Source organism: Gemella cuniculi DSM 15828 (genome assembly GCF_000425665.1).
Taxonomy (GTDB): domain Bacteria; phylum Bacillota; class Bacilli; order Staphylococcales; family Gemellaceae; genus Gemella; species Gemella cuniculi.
Genome location: NZ_AUDW01000019.1, coordinates 1 through 18398 on the forward strand (window position 1 = coordinate 1; position 18398 = coordinate 18398).

15 protein-coding genes are annotated in these 18398 nt (G+C 31.8%); 12 read left to right on the forward strand and 3 right to left on the reverse strand.

The genetic code is table 11. The features are described from left to right. The coding region (locus H612_RS08965; RefSeq protein WP_035500203.1) for a CHAP domain-containing protein at positions 1 to 629 on the forward strand (629 nt) is incomplete at its 5' end. Between the two features lie 157 nt (positions 630 to 786). Then, on the forward strand, positions 787 to 1473 hold the full coding sequence (locus H612_RS0102460) for a C39 family peptidase (protein ID WP_245570437.1): 687 nt from the start codon (positions 787 to 789) through the stop codon (positions 1471 to 1473). A gap of 98 nt (positions 1474 to 1571) precedes the next feature. On the opposite strand, the gene galE is transcribed toward H612_RS0102460, so the two are convergent. Further along, the gene (gene galE, locus H612_RS0102465; RefSeq protein ID WP_027130016.1) at positions 1572 to 2594 is read right to left on the reverse strand and encodes a UDP-glucose 4-epimerase GalE; all 1023 of its coding nucleotides are present in this window, start codon (positions 2592 to 2594) and stop codon (positions 1572 to 1574) included. Between the two features lie 301 nt (positions 2595 to 2895). Between galE and H612_RS0102470 the strand changes: the two genes are divergently transcribed. The 6 genes from H612_RS0102470 to H612_RS0102495 all read left to right on the forward strand — a co-directional run bounded on the left by H612_RS0102470 (position 2896) and on the right by H612_RS0102495 (position 8860). Then, on the forward strand, positions 2896 to 4017 hold the full coding sequence (locus H612_RS0102470; protein WP_027130017.1) for a C39 family peptidase: 1122 nt from the start codon (positions 2896 to 2898) through the stop codon (positions 4015 to 4017). 157 nt (positions 4018 to 4174) lie between these two features. Beyond that, entirely contained in the window at positions 4175 to 6604 is a 2430-nt protein-coding gene (gene leuS, locus H612_RS0102475; RefSeq protein WP_027130018.1) for a leucine--tRNA ligase, read from the forward strand. Between the two features lie 11 nt (positions 6605 to 6615). Beyond that, positions 6616 to 6840, forward strand: a complete 225-nt coding sequence (locus tag H612_RS0102480) for a KH domain-containing protein (RefSeq protein WP_027130019.1) — start codon at positions 6616 to 6618, stop codon at positions 6838 to 6840. Positions 6841 to 7042: 202 nt separating this feature from the next. After that, the gene (locus H612_RS09505; RefSeq protein ID WP_051210101.1) at positions 7043 to 7540 is read left to right on the forward strand and encodes a GNAT family N-acetyltransferase; all 498 of its coding nucleotides are present in this window, start codon (positions 7043 to 7045) and stop codon (positions 7538 to 7540) included. A gap of 13 nt (positions 7541 to 7553) precedes the next feature. Continuing rightward, positions 7554 to 8255, forward strand: coding sequence for a peptidoglycan editing factor PgeF (pgeF, locus tag H612_RS0102490; protein ID WP_035500205.1), 702 nt, complete (start codon positions 7554 to 7556; stop codon positions 8253 to 8255). Positions 8256 to 8326: 71 nt separating this feature from the next. Next, positions 8327 to 8860, forward strand: a complete 534-nt coding sequence (locus tag H612_RS0102495; protein ID WP_027130021.1) for a hypothetical protein — start codon at positions 8327 to 8329, stop codon at positions 8858 to 8860. 71 nt (positions 8861 to 8931) lie between these two features. On the opposite strand, the gene H612_RS0102500 is transcribed toward H612_RS0102495, so the two are convergent. Continuing rightward, complete coding sequence (locus tag H612_RS0102500) at positions 8932 to 9453, reverse strand: hypothetical protein (RefSeq protein ID WP_027130022.1); 522 nt, start codon at positions 9451 to 9453, stop codon at positions 8932 to 8934. Between the two features lie 913 nt (positions 9454 to 10366). On the opposite strand from H612_RS0102500, the gene H612_RS0102510 reads away from it, so the two are divergent. Together H612_RS0102510 and galU are read left to right on the forward strand one after the other, a co-directional pair. Continuing rightward, positions 10367 to 11872: a S1C family serine protease gene (locus H612_RS0102510; RefSeq protein WP_027130024.1), complete on the forward strand. Its 1506-nt coding sequence runs from the start codon at positions 10367 to 10369 to the stop codon at positions 11870 to 11872. Between the two features lie 351 nt (positions 11873 to 12223). After that, complete coding sequence (gene galU / locus H612_RS0102515) at positions 12224 to 13102, forward strand: UTP--glucose-1-phosphate uridylyltransferase GalU (protein WP_027130025.1); 879 nt, start codon at positions 12224 to 12226, stop codon at positions 13100 to 13102. Positions 13103 to 13270: 168 nt separating this feature from the next. On the opposite strand, the gene H612_RS0102520 is transcribed toward galU, so the two are convergent. After that, positions 13271 to 14659, reverse strand: a complete 1389-nt coding sequence (locus H612_RS0102520) for a rhodanese-like domain-containing protein (RefSeq protein WP_027130026.1) — start codon at positions 14657 to 14659, stop codon at positions 13271 to 13273. Positions 14660 to 15083: 424 nt separating this feature from the next. On the opposite strand from H612_RS0102520, the gene prdC reads away from it, so the two are divergent. Then, complete coding sequence (gene prdC, locus H612_RS0102525; RefSeq protein WP_027130027.1) at positions 15084 to 16271, forward strand: proline reductase-associated electron transfer protein PrdC; 1188 nt, start codon at positions 15084 to 15086, stop codon at positions 16269 to 16271. A gap of 141 nt (positions 16272 to 16412) precedes the next feature. Continuing rightward, entirely contained in the window at positions 16413 to 18377 is a 1965-nt protein-coding gene (gene prdA / locus H612_RS0102530; RefSeq protein ID WP_027130028.1) for a D-proline reductase (dithiol) proprotein PrdA, read from the forward strand. Positions 18378 to 18398: the final 21 nt, after the last annotated feature.

The following is an 18398-nucleotide window of genomic DNA, read 5'->3' on the forward strand; positions in this document are numbered from 1 at the left end:
CATTAGTAAAAAATGCATGGGCAGGAAATTACTGGTTAGGTGCAGATGGGAAAATGGCGACAAACAGCTGGATAGATAATAGTAAATATTATGTAGGAAGTGACGGCTCCTGGATAAAAAATTTTAAGATAACAAGTTCAGATAATCGTAATTTGAATAAAGTTTTAGACATAGCTCGTGACTATTTAGGTGTAAAATCTGGATCTAATGAACATAGAAAAATAATAGACGCATATAATTCGATTAATCCAAAACCAGTAGGTTATACCGCTAAATATTCAGATGATTGGTGTGATATATTTATAACTACAGTTTTTCAACAAGCAGGACTTAGTAACCTAATTGGGAGAGAATGTGGTGTTCAACGTCACATTAATATTCTGCAACAAAAAGGAATATGGCAAGGTAAAAGTCTTCCGAAACAAGGTGATATCGTCACATTTGATTGGGATGGCGGTGGTTGGGCTGACCATATTGGTATAGTAGAATCTGTGAATAATGGAATGATCACTACGATAGAAGGTAATTCAGCTGATTACGTAGGTAGTAAAGAAAAAACAAAAGTGAATAGAAAAACTTACGATTGGAATTCTCGTTATATAAAAGGATATGCGAGACCAGTGTATTAATGGAAAATTTATAAGTAGGAAGTGGAGTGACTTTATAAAAAGATGATTTTTATATTAAAATCATGATTTTCAAGTCGCTCCTATTTGTTTCATAAAGAAAAAAATAGTATAATGAAGATAATTGTCTTGTAAAATAAATAAAGTGAGGTTTAATAATTTGATAAAAAAATTAATAACATCATTTGGGATAAGTATAGTATCAATAACTGTAGTTTCTACATCAGCTAGTGCAGAATGGATAAAAGATCAGCAAAACAAGTGGATTTATTATGAAAATAATTCAGTGATAAGAGATTATAAAGATCAGAAAAATGCTGTGGAGCCAATGGAGTTTTCTCAATATTATCAAGCTGATGCGAGATGGGGAAATAAAAGATATGGACTATCTAATCTCAGAATAACAGGGTGTGTGCCAACCTCACTAGCTATGATTATTTCAGCAATAAAAGAAGAGGTAACACCAGTTCAAGTGGCAGATTACATATATAGTACAACAATGGAGATGAATACCACTTTTACAGGAACATCAAGTCTTGGTGCAAAAGAGGCAATTGTGCATTGGGGGCTTAATTATAGGGTCATAAATTCTAAAAATGAGCTAGTGGCAGCACTAAAGAGTGGGAAAATTGTTTATGGAGCTGTAGGGCATGGGATTTTTGTTAATGGTTATAGCACACATGCCATAATATTAAGTGGATACCATAATGGAAACACTAAAGCGATAGATCCAGATAATATGTATAAAACTAATAAATGGTACAGTGTAGAAGATATTTGGAATGAGAGAAGTTTGGGACCAGAAGACACAGCTATAGGTGGGGCATTTATGGCGATTTATAAATAAAAGATAGATGGAAAATTTATTTTTCCGTCTATCTTTTTATTAATTCAATATTTATATGTTGATTATTGATTTGATAAATAGAGAGTTAAGAAGAATTTTTATTCGTTAAATCCATTAGGATGTTTGCTTTGCCATCTCCATGAATCTTGACACATACGTTTCACATCAAATTCTGCAACCCAACCTAATTCTTCTTTTGCTTTGGTTGGATCAGAGTAACATGCAGCGATATCACCACTTCTTCTAGGTGCGATTACATATGGTATTTCATGTCCCACTGCTTCTTCGGCACTTTTAACGATATCTAAAACAGAATATCCAATACCTGTTCCTAGATTATACTTAGTAAGACCACTACCTTTTTCTAATTTTTTAAGGGCTGATACGTGTCCACGAGCAAGATCTACAACATGTATATAATCACGCACCCCAGTACCGTCATGCGTATCAAAATCATTACCAAAAACATTAACTTTTTCCAATTTACCAACTGCCACTTGCATTACGTATGGAAGTAAGTTGTTTGGAATACCTGTTGGGTCTTCACCAAGATCACCACTTTCATGAGCTCCAATAGGATTGAAATAACGAAGAAGTACAACATTCCATTCATTGTCAGCAGTATAAATATCTCCAAGAATTTCTTCAAGCATAAGTTTAGTACGTCCATAAGGATTAGTTACTGATAAAGGAAAATCTTCTTTAATTGGTAGTGTGTGCGGATCACCATAAACTGTTGCAGAAGAACTAAAAATTATATTTTTACAATTATTTTTTTCCATAACTCTACACAATGTAGTAGTTCCAGCAACATTATTGTCATAATATTTTAAAGGGATTTGACAAGATTCACCAACTGCTTTAAGTCCGGCAAAGTGAATTACTCCAAAAATATTTTTTTCTTTTTCAAAAACTTCATTAAGTTTTTCTTCATCACGAACATCAATTTCATAAAAAGTTACTTTTTTTCCAGTAACTCTTTCTATAACTTCTAAACTTTTTTTATTAGCGTTGTAAAGATTATCCACAACAACTACTTCATTTCCACTATTTAATAATTCTATACAAGTGTGAGAGCCAATGAACCCAGCCCCACCTGTTACTAGTATTTTTTTACTCATATTATTTTGTTCTTATCAAAAAAGATAAGTTCCTCCTATAATTTTATATTCTTAATTTTAAAGTAACGGAGGTAAACTGTCAATTAAAAACAAAATTTTGATAATGTATAATAATTGAATAAAGTAGAAAAAATTGACAAAAATCTGGAGTGAAAGGGATTTAATCGGATATTGACAATGCTATAACTATATGAAAGATGTATCCATATAGTTATATTTATGGTATATTTTGAAATATTTAAAACTATATTATAAAATAGAAGTTGAGTAATTTATAAATAGCAGAGGTGAAAAATATACAATGAATAAAAATAATATAAAATTTAGTTTGGGAATGTTGATGGTGTTAATCACTCCAATAACAGTAAATAGTATGGTAGAAAAGACAGTATATGCAAAACAAGGTTGGCAAAAAGAAGGGAATACATGGTATTATTATAATCAATCTGGGTCGCTAGTAAAAAATGCGTGGGCAGGAAATTACTGGCTAGGAGCAGACGGAAAGATGTCAACAAATAGCTGGGTAGATAATAATAAATATTACGTAGGAAATGATGGATTCTGGGTAAAAAACGCTAAGAAAACAGGTTGGCAAAAAGAAGGGAATACGTGGTATTATTATAATCAGAATGGAACACCAGTAAAAAATACATGGGTGGGAAATTACTACCTAGGAAAAAATGGAGCAATGCTGACTAATTCATGGGTATACGATAATAACTATAGAGCGTGGTATTATTTAAATCAAGATGGAAGTTATGCAAGAAATAAATGGGCAGGGAACTACTGGCTAGGAGCAGATGGAAAGATGTCAACAAATAGCTGGGTAGATAATAATAGATATTATGTGGGAAGTGATGGGAAATGGATACCTGATGTTACTTCCACTATTACACCAGCTTTAAATATGCCACAATACTGCCAAGGAGATCCACGTTGGGGGAGTAGAAAATATGGTTTTGCTAATATGAAAGCCAGTGGGTGTGTTCCAACGTCACTATCTATGATTTTCACAGGCTTGGGAAAACCTACAACACCGGTTCAAGTAGCTGATATAATTTATAATGAAACAAATGAGATGAATGTTAGAGAAATAGGAACAACAGCTTTAGGAGCGGCTCATGCGATAAAAAGATGGGGATTTAGTTATAGTGTTATACAATCAAAAGAGCAGTTGATTTCTGTGTTACAAAAAGGACAACCTGTATACGCAACAGTGGGGAGTGGAATATTTACAAGAGCAGGATTAACACATGCAATAGTACTTAGTGGTTATAATAATGGGAAAACTAAAGCTATGGATCCAGATAGCTCATATACGACAGGGAAATGGTATGACATAAATACGATTTGGAATCAAAGAAGTACAGATCCTTCGGATACAAGATTAGGAGGAGCTTTTATAGCAATTTTTAAAAATTAAGGATTATATAAAGATGACAAAGCGGATATCTGCGTTGTCATCTTTTACTTTTAAGTTTAGAGGTAACGTTTAGCATTCAACAACTCACCTATTGCGAAATATGTATAAAATTGGTATACTATAGGGGAGACAACTTGAAGCGAAGGAGTGTGTTTTTATGGTATATAACCATAGAGTTATAGAAAAGAAATGGCAAAAATATTGGGAAGAAAATAAAACATTTAAAACATTAGATGATCATATAAAAGAAAAATTTTATGCATTGGATATGTTTCCTTATCCGTCAGGAGCAGGATTACACGTAGGGCATCCAGAAGGATATACCGCAACTGATATTCTAAGTAGATATAAAAGAGCGAATGGATATAATGTTCTTCATCCTATGGGGTGGGATGCATTCGGTCTGCCTGCTGAACAATATGCTTTAGATACAGGTAATGATCCAAGAGAATTTACTAAGAAAAATATTGACACTTTCCGTCGCCAAATAAAAGAATTAGGTTTTTCTTATGATTGGGATCGTGAGGTAAATACTACTGATCCTAATTATTATAAGTGGACACAATGGATCTTTAAAAAACTTTATGAAAAAGGACTTGCTTATGTTGATGAAGTTCCTGTAAACTGGTGTCCAGCATTAGGAACAGTTCTTTCTAATGAAGAGGTTATTGATGGTAAATCTGAACGTGGAGGACATCCAGTAGAGCGTCGTCCTATGCGTCAATGGGTTTTGAAAATTACAGATTATGCAGAACAACTTTTAGCTGATCTTGATATTCTTGATTGGCCAGAAAGTTTGAAGGCTATGCAAAGAAACTGGATTGGTAAATCCCAAGGAGCAGAAATTGATTTTGAAATATATGGAATTGAAGAAAGTTTTACAGTATTTACCACTCGTGCAGATACAATTTATGGGGTTTCTTACTGCGTACTTGCGCCTGAACACAAATTAGTAGAAAAAATTGTTACTAGTGAGCAGCAAGAAGCGGTAAACGAGTATTTAGATTTAGTAAAACGCAAATCTGATTTAGAAAGAACAGACCTTAATAAAGATAAAACAGGAGTATTCACAGGAGCTTACGCGATAAATCCTGTTAGTGGAAAAAAAGTAGAGATTTGGATAGCTGATTATGTATTGGCTTCTTATGGTACTGGTGCTGTTATGGCAGTTCCTGCTCATGATGAACGTGATTACGATTTTGCTACTAAATTCAATTTAGAAATAACGCCAGTTATTGAAGATAATGGTGAAGTAGTTGTTCCTTTTTATGGGGATGGTAATCATATTAATTCTGAGATTATTAATGGACTTAATAATGAAGATGCTATTGCTAAAATCATAGAATTTTTAGAAAAAAATAATGTAGGACGTAGCAAAGTAACTTATAAATTACGTGATTGGTTATTTTCAAGACAACGTTATTGGGGAGAGCCTATTCCGATTATTCATTGGGAAGATGGTACTATGACTACTGTTCCAGATAGTGAGTTACCATTATTGCTTCCTGAGACTGATAATATAAAACCATCAGGAACTGGAGAGAGTCCACTAGCTAATATAGAAGAATGGTTGAATGTTGTTGATCCAGAAACTGGTAAAAAAGGTAAAAGAGAAACTAATACGATGCCTCAATGGGCGGGATCTTGTTGGTATTATTTACGTTATATTGATCCTCATAATAACGAAATGTTTGCAGATCCAGAAAAGTTAAGATATTGGTTGCCGGTAGATGTGTATATTGGAGGAGCAGAACATGCTGTACTTCATCTATTATATGCTAGATTTTGGCACAAAGTTCTTTATGATTTAGGATTAGTCCCAACTCGTGAACCATTCCAAAAATTATTTAACCAAGGTATGATTCTTGCAGAAGGGAAAGATGGTCGTCCTGAAAAAATGTCTAAATCAAAAGGAAATGTAGTAAATCCAGATGATATTATTGTTTCGCATGGAGCAGATACTCTTCGTGTTTATGAAATGTTTATGGGACCTCTTGATGCCTCTATTGCATGGAGTGAGAATGGGCTTGATGGATCACGTCGATTCCTAGATAGAGTGTATCGTTTGTTTGTTGATGAAGAAACAGGAAAAGTAAACGAAAAAATCCAAGATAAAGTTAATGAAGAGCTAGAGATTAGCTATAACTACACTGTGAAAAAAGTATCAGAAGATATTGAAACACTAGGATTTAACACTGCAATTTCGCAACTTATGGTGTTCGTTAATGACTGCTATAAAGCTGAATATATTCCACGTGAATACGCATTAGGATTTATCCAACTTTTAGCACCATTTGCACCACACTTAGCGGAAGAAATGTGGGAAATTTATGGTAATGAATCTTCAATCTCATATGTAGCATGGCCAAAATTTGATGAAACTAAACTAGTAAGTGATACTGTAGAGATAGTTGTTCAACTTATGGGGAAAGTCAAAACTAAATTAGATGTTAAAAAAGATTTAACTCCTGCAGAATTAGAACAGATAGTATTAACAAATGAAGAAGTTAAAAATTTAGTAGAAGGAAAACAAATTATAAAAGTAATAGTTGTTCCAGGAAGATTAGTAAATATTGTAGCAAAATAAGGAGAATATATATGGAAGAATTAATCTATAATATTGTAAGTGAAATAGTAGAACATAAAGAAGAAATTAAAATAGAAAAATTGGTAAAAAATGCACGTGAACATTACATTTTAACTGTTCACCCAGATGATTGCGGTCGAATAATCGGAAAAAAAGGGACAGTGATAAATGCTATTCGTACAGTGCTTAATTCAACTAATTTTAGTAAAAAAGTTTACTTAGATTTAGTAGAATAAAGAAATATAATCCAAGAAAAAATCCGGAGGACATAGGTTCTTCGGATTTTGATTAGGTATTAGTTTCAGAATAAAATAGTAAAATAAAACTATAAGAGGAAATAGTGGAAATTCACTTATGTTTATGATCAATTAAAGAAATATTATAAAATTTAAAATTGGTAAAAAGAATAAATTTTTATTAAAGGATGTGATTAGTAGTATGCTTAGAAAAATAACTAACGAAGATGTGGTAGCTGTAGCAAAGTTAAATAAAGAAGTTTGGGGTACTACTTACAAAAACATTATAAACACTAATTTTTTAGAAAGTATTTCTGTAGAAAAATGGGCGGAAAATATAAAACATGGGATTATAGAAGGAGAAATTCAGGGATATGTGGTTAGTATAGAGGATAAAATTGTAGGTGTTATTATGTATGGCAAAAGTCGTCAAAAAGAGCTAGCTTATGATTATGAAATATATACATTAAATATTTTACCTAAATTTCAAAAATATGGTTTTGGTAAGTTGTTGTTAAAAAAAGTACTCAAGAATTTAAAGTTTTGTGATAGAATATATCTAAGGGTTTTGAGAGAAAATAGGAAGGCTCGCTCTTTTTATGAAAAACAAGATTTTGTTGACACAAAGAGAAGATCAACAAGATGTTTTTTTGATTTTGAATTTACAGAATGTATTTATGAATATAAATTCGAGAAGTAGTGGAGGTTTATTTATGCAAGAGAGAGATAATATATATTTTATAGAAGATGATAATATAAAAGTATTATTTACGAAAAGAAATCTTGATGCAAAGAATAGTGAAGATATAGCAAATATATGTCAAGAGTATAATTTGAATTTTAAAAATTTAGTTTTTAATACTCAAGTACATGGTAGTGATGTTCGCATTATAAAATCGAGTGAGGATATTAGAAAAAATGGTTTCGAAGCAGACGGATTAGTAACACATTTAACAGAAGTCCCATTATTGATTTTTACTGCAGATTGTGTCCCGTTGGTTTTTTATGATAAAGTTACAAAGACAGTTGCACTTGCACATGCAGGTTGGAGGGGAACTTTTAGTAATATTGCTGGGGAAATAATAGGAATTATGATGAAGAAATATAAGTGTGAAGAAAAAAATATTAAAGTTATTTTAGGTCCATCTATTTCTTGTGAAAATTATGAAGTTTCCTATGAACTTATTCAAAAATTTTCTGATCTCCGTATAAAGGAGTATTATAAACAAAAAGCGGAAAAATATTTTTTAAATCTATGGGCAATTAATAAAGAATTACTTTTAAGAAGTGGTATCTTAGAGAAAAATATTAAAATTAGTAATTTTTGTACAGTTAGGGACAATGATAAATTTTTCTCTTATAGATTAGATAATCAGACAAAAAAAAGAATAGGAACACTAATTCAAATTGATTGATTTTAAATTCGATATAATTTTAAAAAATTGAGGTATTAGAAGTAAGAATAATAAAAAGAGAGGAATTTTTGATGGAAAAAGATATAAAACTAGTAGAACAGATTGCAACATTTAAGAGATTACCTAAGGGAGACAGTAGATGGAGAATTGCGTTTTACTACATAGCAAAAGAATTCTGGGATTTAGAAGAAATTTACGTAATAATTGATAAAAATTTGTACATTGAGCAGGGATTAAAAATACCTGTTTTTAGAGAATATAAAGAAGTGCAAGGGTTTCAAATTTTTTCTAATTATGCAAAAGCTTATGACTTCGTAAGAAAACAAGGTGATATGTTTGCACTTGAAGGAGGTAAAAATTTGATAGGTAGAATTCGTCAAGGAGCATTCCGCGAGGTTTTTGCACCGTTTTTTGCTGAACAGAAGTTTAATTATATTTTGAATGAAGATGAGGGGATGTTTGCTGATACGTTTGAAAGATTACTTGCTGTAATGGAGGCGAGCGACAATTACATTGTAGATGAGGCTCAAGAAGAGTATTTAAAAGCCGGAGATATTCAAAAGTTTTTTTCGGATATTTGCGGTAAGTATATAGTGTTAATCTAAAAAATATACAGACAATATTTATAATAAAGAAAACACTGGTAAAATTTAGCTGTCGACCAGTGTTTTTTATATTATTTATTTTTAAAATAATTTATTCCATAAGCAAATGCAACGAATACAATAACGATATAAAGGGTGTAGCTAGTATATGTAGTATTGCTAAGAATATTTACTAAATAACTTTGTGCAGTTATTGGAATAAATATAGCAAAAATGGTTAGTGTTAAAGTTTCTTTCCAAAAAATTACAACAAGTAAAATAAATATGACCAAAGTTAAAAGAAAGAAAGTTACTCTAGGAATTTCTACAAAAAAGTTATCCGGATTAGGTAGAGGATTATAGTAAAAGAAAATAATTGCTAAGAGTACTAAGACAAGAACTATGCCGTTTTTTTCTTTTTCGGGACTTTTAAGAACATCTTTTATCAAAAATAAATACCCCGCAACAAGCCATAAAATAAAAATTAAGAAAGTTACGCCAAAATTAAAAACATTTAACTTGCGAGATAAATCAAAATTCAATTTAAATGTATATAAAAACATAAAAACTAAAACTAGGGAACCTAGTACAGAAAAATATCTATTTATTTTCATCAAAAACCTCAAGAAAATTTTTTAGCAACAAAACTATATATCTTTAAAACATTGATGTTGCATATAATCTTCTTTTTCTATATAATTATACAATAATTATAACATTTAAAAAAAACAAAAACAAGGAGTATTTAATGCTGCAAAAGGTGAGATTTAAAAAGACTTATGTAACAGTAATTTTATTAGAGGTTCTGTTGGTAATTGCTATTTTAGGGTGGAATTATTTTAAAGATAGAAAAATGGGAATGGTTAGACATATTACATTTAGGAATATATATAAATTTCCAAAATATTTTACCCCAACAAATATAAATTTAATTTTAACATTTTTAGTTATATTACTAATTGTTCAATTAATACTTGTGATAATTTATAAGAAGTTTATTATTCAGTTTGTCATTAATTTAATATTAGTAATAGGAAGTATATTTTATATTTTAAAAAATAATGTTGATATAAATTTTATTTATTACTATATTGTAATCTTTTTTGTGCTATTTAATGTGCTGAGATTTTTACAGTTTCTAACTCTTAGGTTTAAATAAAAATATAAATAGATGGAATTCAAAGTTTTTTATTTACAAAGGTTATGATTAAGTTAACTTTTTGCTAATTTTAGATTTTGAATTCTATTTTTTATATTTGTAAAATATTAATTTTATTTAAAGTCATCTTTAAACTTTGTTTAAGCTGTTCTTGTTAAGATGTAAGTAACTTAAGAAAATTGGTAGAGGTGGAAAATGATATATCAATTCTATTTATAATGTTAATGTGCTAGGAAGTTTTGTTTTATCAAAACTTAGGTGGCTCGTTTTGAATTATAATTATTTTGTCTTTGTATATGGAAATTGTTTTTTAGCGGATAATATCATTTTTAATTAAAATAAAAAAGTTAAACATTAAGGAGGACTTTATGGAAACTAAAAATAATAGAGATAATCAAAATTTGGGAAATTATAATAACGAGGAAAATAATACACAATCTCTAAGTAACTATCAAAACTCTGAGCGAAGCGTACAACAAACAAATATGAGCGAGCAAGATAGTAAAACTTATTATAATAATTCTGAAAATAATGGTGAACAGCGATATAGTAATCAATCACAAGCTAGTAGTGACCAGCAGTATAATAGTGAAACAGACCAATATAACGAGCAACAATATTATAGTAATGATGTTTTTGATGATTTAGAAACACAAGAGGATGAAGCACCGAAAGATAAAAACTATGGGAAATTATTTTTAACAGTGTTTGCGGCATTTGCACTTGGAGCGACCAGTGTTTTTGGAGCACAAGCTGTTATGGGGACAGGAAAAGCACTGAGAACGTCAAGTGTAACTACAACTAAAGAAGATAAGGATAATCAAACAACAGCAGTCAATGCAATTTCAAAAGCGAAAGATGCAGTAGTTTCAGTAGTTAATTATCAAAATGCTTCTAATAATAGTTTAGAATCAGCATTAGGTGGGAGTTCAAGAAATTCTGGACGAAGAGGTTCATCACAAAATAGTTCAGGAGAGTTAAAAGCTGCTTCAAGTGGAAGTGGTGTAATTTACAAAAAATCAGGAAATACGGCATATGTAGTAACAAATAACCATGTAGTAAGTGGGGCTAAGAAACTGTCAGTAATTTTAAGTGATGGAACGAGAGTTAATGCTGAAGTAGTAGGAACCGATATTTGGACTGATCTTGCAGTGCTGAAAATTAGTGGAGAGAATGTAACTACGACAATGGATTTTGCCGATAGTGATAAAGTTGCAGTAGGTGAAACGGCTTTTGCCATAGGTTCTCCTTTAGATGTTAATTTGTCAAATACAGTTACAAAAGGAATAGTTTCAGCGGTTAATAGACAAATACCAATGGATGTCGATGGTGATGGAGTTAGTGATTGGAATCAAACGGTAATCCAAACGGACGCTGCAATTAATCCGGGTAACAGTGGTGGAGCATTGATTAATAGTGAAGGTAAATTAATAGGAATAAATGAGTCTAAGATTGCAAAAGCGACTTCAGAAGTTTCAGCAGAAGGTATAGGATTTGGAATACCATCTAATGAGGTAAAATTAATAACAGAACAATTAGAAAAATCAGGAAAAGTAGTTCGTCCAGCTCTAGGGGTGCAACTAGTTTCAATAACTTCATTAGATAGCGATTTAGTGAGATCTGAGTTGAATTACAGTGGGAAACAAGGTGTGGTAATTCGTGCAGTGGAAAATAATACTCCAGCTGCTCAAGCAGGATTGAAAAAATATGATATTATTACAAAAATAAATGGTGAAGACATAAAAGATGTTGCAAACGTTAGAAAATATCTATTTGAAAAAACAAAAATAGGTGATACCATTAAAGTTACCTATTACAGAAATGGAAAAGAGCAAACAACTAATGTTGTGGTTCAGGCACTAAACAATAATTAAAAGTATTTGAAAGTTGGATAGTTACTGTTAAAAAAATAAAGGCGGTAATTATCCAACTTATTTTAATTAAAAACTATTAAGTAATAAGGGGAGATTTGTTGGCAGAAATACAGCTTATAAAGTAGTTAATAATTGTTAGAAAAATGTTTGAATATTAGATGGCATGAAATATTACTTTTAGATTATTTGTTAGTATAAAAAATGTTTAAAAATGACTATTAAAGGTGAGAAAATGACTTTTAGTGAGAAAAATGTTTGTTTTTTATAAAAAGGGATAATAAGTATTTGCCAAAAAGTAGAAAACATGATATTATAGTTTTGATAAAATTTAAAGGAAATATAGGTGAATATATGAAAAAAGTAAGAAAAGCGATAATTCCGGCGGCAGGTTACGGGACGAGATTTTTACCTGCTACTAAAGCACTGCCAAAAGAAATGTTGCCGATAATAGATACACCTACTATTCAATATATAGTAGAAGAAGCGGTTAAAGCAGGAATTGAAGATATAATAATTGTTACAGGAAAACAAAAAAGAGCAATAGAAGACCATTTTGATAGAAATGTAGAATTAGAAGTGGAATTAGAAAATAAAGGTAAATTAGAAATGTTGGAAAAAGTAAAATACCCAACTACTTTAGCCAACATACATTATGTTAGACAAAAAGAGATGGCAGGTTTAGGAGATGCAATACTTACTGCTCGTAGTTTTATTGGAGATGAGCCATTTGCTGTTCTTTTAGGAGATGACATAGTAGTAAACGATAAAAAACCAGCTATTAAACAATTAATAGATGAATCAGAAAAAACAGGTTGTTCTGTTATTGGAGTTCAAACTGTTCCAGAGGATCAAACTTATAGATATGGTATTATTGCACCAAAAGGACAAGATGGAAAACTGTATGAGGTAGAAACTTTTGTGGAAAAACCGGCAAAAGGAACAGCTCCTTCTAATCTTGCTATTATGGGAAGATACGTACTTAATCCAGGAATTTTCAAACACCTAGCCAAAAAACAAGTTGGAGTAGGAGGAGAAGTTCAATTAACGGATGCTATTCAAATGCTAAATGAAGAAGAAAATGTTTATGCGTATGACTTTGAAGGTAAACGTTATGATGTAGGTGAAACTATTGGTTTTGTAAAAACTACAATAGATTTTGCACTAGAGAGTGATCTGAAAAATGAGCTAGTCGGTTACTTAAAAGAAAAACTGGAAGAAATTGATAAATAGTAGATTAATATTAGTAGATTCTGTATATGCAAATGCCATATACAGAATTTTTTATAAAGAAAAAAATCAAAAAGAAAATTCTTAAGTGAAAAAGATACAGCTTAAGAATTTTCTATTTTACTTTATACTTATAATTAAACTTATATATAAAATAAAGAGTTTAATTAATTATTTATAATCATTTTTTGAATCTGGTTTTTGACCTTTATCTTTATTATCAGCAACAGGAAGTGATCCGTCTAATTGCCAGTCATTCCATCCACCATCATAGAAGTAAGTATTAGCACGACCAGTTAATTGAGTCATAAACCATGGAATAGAGTTTCTCCAACCTGTTCCACAATATAAAGCTATTTTATCTGTCTCGCTGATCCCTTGACCTTTCCACAAGTTATAAATTTCTTGTGGATTACGAAGAGTTTCGTCTGGATCGTAATAATCACTCATATCAGCTTTGTTTTCTCCAGAGAAACCAAAGATAGCACCTTCAGGTTCACCAGCTTTTTCAATGTAGTCGTAGCCACTAGTTTTTCCAAGATATTCGTCCCAAGAACGAATACTTACAAGTTTGATTCCCTCATTTTTTACTTTTTCAGACATTTCTTTTGCTCGAGATATATTGTACTCTGGGTGTGCAGGAATATCAACTCCAAAATTAGTTTCTTCTTTCGGAGTGTTGACCGTTTGCTCTGTTTCGTATCCTTTTTCTTTCCAAAGTTTAAGATTACCGTTCATAACACGAACATCTTTAACACCAGCCCATTTAAGTGCCCAGTTAACACGGAATGCAGCAGAGGCATCATCTGAATAAAGAATAATAGTTTTATCACTTGTAATTCCTTGTTTTAGAAGATTAGCTTTTATTTCATCTGCAGAACGAAGGTTCCATACAGGGCCATCCTCAATCCAATCGGTATTGAAGTGATAAGCACCCTTAATGTGTTCTTTATAATTTACAGCTTTATCTCCCTCACCCCAAGATACTTCATAGATTGCATAATTATTGTTTGTATAGGTTTCAGGTTTTTTTCCATCTTGAAGATCTTTAACCCAAGATGCAGAAACTAGGTTTTGGTATTCTGGATAAGATATTAGTGAATCTTTGTTAGAATCATTATCAGCAAATTGTTTGTAGTCCTCAAATTTATAAACATCATATCCAAAACTTGAAAGTTTATCAGAAACTTTTTCGACATTATCTTTATTTGTATCATATACGACCACTTTTTTATTTTTATCAATACCTTTATCGCTAATAAATTTTTCTTCTTTATTTTTATTCACTTTTCCTATGAATGAAGCACTATACTGAATAGAATTTTTGATATGTCCACCATTTTTAATATTATCTTCTTTGAAACCGTTGTATGCTTCATCACTACGTGTATCAACAAATTGATACTCACTGTTATTTAAGTTTTTTGTAAAGTCTTCTAAAGAAATAGTTTTAATTTCTTTTTTTTGTTGAGTTGTAGAATTAGACTCTTTAGTAGAACAACCAGTAAGAACAACACCAGTGGCTAAAAGAACAATACTAATTTTTTTAAAATTTAACATTATAATTATACTGTGATAATTGTATCACATTTCTCCTTTTATTTTATAGTTTCATGGTATTGTATCATAATTAATGGTCAATGTAAAATATATAGAACGGATAAAAAATAAATATCAAAAAAGCAAAAACGATATTATAAAAAGTGCAATTATCTCCTAAATGATAGGGTATTCAAAGTAATTGATAACTTCTTTCAATTAAGAAATAAATTTAAAAAAGAAGAAAATTGAAAAAAATTTTTTTAGAAATATGAGAATAACAATATTTAGCAATATTAAGGTAAAGAATTTAAAAGGATTTTTGAAAAAAAATTGAGAAATCAAGAAAAAAAGTTTTGCAAAAACTTCACAACTGTTATACAATAAATTTAGTAGGAGTTTTATACTACTGCTTGAAAAAATTTTAAGGAAAGGAGGAAAAGGTATGTACGAGTTTGATGTTGAAAAAATTAAAATTCCGTTGAAACAGCACGTAGGTGGACCATGTCAAGCGATTGTTAATGTAGGTGATCATGTAGAACGTGGACAGCTTATTGCGACACCTAGTGGATTGGGTGCAAATATCCATGCAAGTTTGTCTGGTATTGTTGATGAAATAACAGAGATGGATATTGTGTTGAAATTAGATAAAGAACAAACTGATGACTATGTTAGAATTCCTGACTCTGATGATTATTTGCAAAAAATCAAAGATGCAGGGATTGTTGGTCTTGGGGGAGCAGGATTTCCTACTTCAATAAAATTATCTACGAAAATTCCAGGTGGTTGTATTATTGCTAATGCTGCTGAGTGTGAACCTATTTTAGCTCATAATGTTAAATATATGGAAGAACACCCAGAAGTTGTTGTCCGTGGTTTGAAGTATATGATGGAGATAACAGAAGCGGATCATGCATATGTTGCTATTAAAACTAAATATAGAAAAGCTCTTTTAGCAATGGGAAAAGCTTGTAAAGACGAACCTAAAGTTAGTATCAAAATCTTGCCGGATATGTATCCAGCAGGAGATGAACGTGTAATAGTTCGTGAAGTTTTAGGAAAAGTTTTACAAGTTGGTGAGTTGCCTTTAGCTGCTGGTGCAGTTATTTCTAATGTTGAGACTATTAGACGTATTGCAGAAGCTATTGAAGATAATAAACCACTTATTGATAAAGACTTAACAGTAGGCGGACGTGTGAATAACCCAAGTATATTCTTAGATGTTCCTATTGGACTACCAATAAAACCATTTATAGAAAAAGCTGGCGGATATATTAATCCACATGGAGAAATTGTTCGTGGGGGTCCATTCACAGGAAGACCTGCAAAAGAGGAAGATGCTATCAACAAGACCACTGGAGGGTTACTTGTAGCTATGCCATATCCACAAGAAAGAGATAAAGTAGGGATTCTTATTTGTGAATGTGGTGCAGGGGAAGAGCGTCTTCGACAAATTGCTGATGGCATGGGAGCAGAGGTAGTTTCTGTTCAAATGTGTAAACGTATGAAACAGGATAAAAATGGAAGATATCGTTGCGAACTTCCAGGAATCTGTCCAGGTCAAGCGGAAAAAGTGTTGAAAATGAAAAAAGACGGCGCGAAAGCGGTAATTGCCGGTACTTGTCAAGATTGAACTAACACCGTTACAGGTGTGGCTCCTAGGTTAGGAGTAAAAGTTTATCATAGTACCGACCATGTACTTCGCGCAGCCAGTCATAAATTATATAGAAGTTTAGAAATAAAAAAATAAACAAAATGTTGGAGGTTAGAAGTAATGTCAATTACAGCAGAAACAGCAAAAGAACATTTAAACGACAAGGCGGTATTTTGTTGCAGAGCTGAGGAAGGTATCGTAATTAGCCCTGAAAACTTAGAAGATCCAGGATTATTTGATGATCTAGTAGATTCAGGTTTATTATCTTTCCCAGATGATGCATTAACAATCGGACAAGTATTAGGTGCAAAACTGATGAAAACAACAGATGCTCTAGTACCAATTACACCAGGTATTATAGATGCCGTACAAGGTGGAGAAGAAAAAGAAGAAGTTAAAGAAGAAGCAGTAGAAGAAGTTAAAGAAGAGGCAAGTGTTGCTGAAGAGCCGGCTGTAGCTCCCGTTGGGGTAGTACAACCAGTTGCACCAGTAACTCAAACACCAGTTAATGCTGGAGTATTTAAACTTCAAATAGGAAAAGGGGAAAATATTAATTTAGAAATTCCTCTATCAGCTTTCTCGCAACCAGCACCAGTAGCACAAGCAGTTCCAGTAGCAGCTCCTGTAGTAGAAGCTAAAGCGACTGAAGTAGCTAAAGAAGAAGCGGTTGTAGCAGAAGAAGTTAAAGAAGAAAAAGTTGAAGGTGAATCTAAATTTATTCGTTCACTTCACACAAAACATTATAAAATTGAAAAAGTAGTATTTGGAGAAAAAACTGAAATTCAAGGAACAACTTTAGTATTAAGAACACCAGAAGATTTATGTAAAGAAGCTACAGAATCAGAAGAATTAGTAGAAGATGTTAAATTAGAAATCATCACTCCTGATAAATATGATACTTACAGTGAAACAATCATGGACGTTCAACCTATCGCTGTTAAAGAAGAAGGTGAAATTGGACATGGTACTACTCGTGAACTTAAAGGTGTAGTAATGGTTCTTACAGGAACTGATGCTAACGGAGTTCAAATCGGGGAGTTTGGATCTTCAGAAGGTGAACTAGATAGAAACATTATGTGGGGACGTCCAGGTGCTCCAGATAAAGGTGAAATCTTCATTAAAGGTCAAGTAACTATTAAAGCAGGAGCTAACATGGAACGTCCAGGACCATTAGCAGCACACAAAGCATTTGACCACATTACAGAAGAAATTCGTAAAGCTCTTAAAGAACTAGATGATGAGAGCCTAGTAGTAGGAGATATTAAATTAGAACAATATCGTCATCCAGGAAATAAAAAAGTATTAATCGTTAAAGAAATCATGGGACAAGGTGCTATGCACGATAACTTGATTTTACCAGTTGAACCAGTAGGGACACTTGGTGCAAAACCAAACGTTGACCTTGGTAACTTACCAGTTATGCTTGCACCAACAGAAGTATTAGATGGTGGTATCCACGCATTAACATGTATTGGGCCAGCTTCTAAAGAAACTTCAAGACACTACTACCGTGAACCATTAGTACTTGAAGCTATGGCTGATGAAGAAATTGATTTAGTAGGGGTATTATTAGTAGGATCACCTCAAGCTAACTCAGAAAAATTCTATGTATCAAAACGTGTTGGTATGACTATCGAAGCTATGGATATCGATGGTGCTATCGTAACAACAGAAGGATTTGGTAATAACCACATCGACTTTGCTTCACACATTGAAGAAATTGGTAAGCGTGGAGTATCAGTAGTTGGTATGACTTATTCTGCAGTACAAGGTGCTCTTGTAGTAGGTAATGAATACATGTCAGCTATGGTTGATAATAACAAATCAAAACAAGGTATAGAAAACGAAATTCTTTCAAACAACACATTATGTAAAGAAGACGCTGTTCGTGCTTTAGCGATGCTTAAAACACAAATGGGTGGCGGAACAATTAAAAAAGCTGAAAGAAAATGGAATCCTAATGTTAAATTAAATAACGTAGAAGTTATCGAAAAAACTACAGGACAAAAACTAGAATTACTTGACAACGAACAAGTTTTACCAAAATCTAAAAAACGTCAAGAAATTTACGAAAAAGAAGATTAATAATAAAGATAGGAAGTAAGT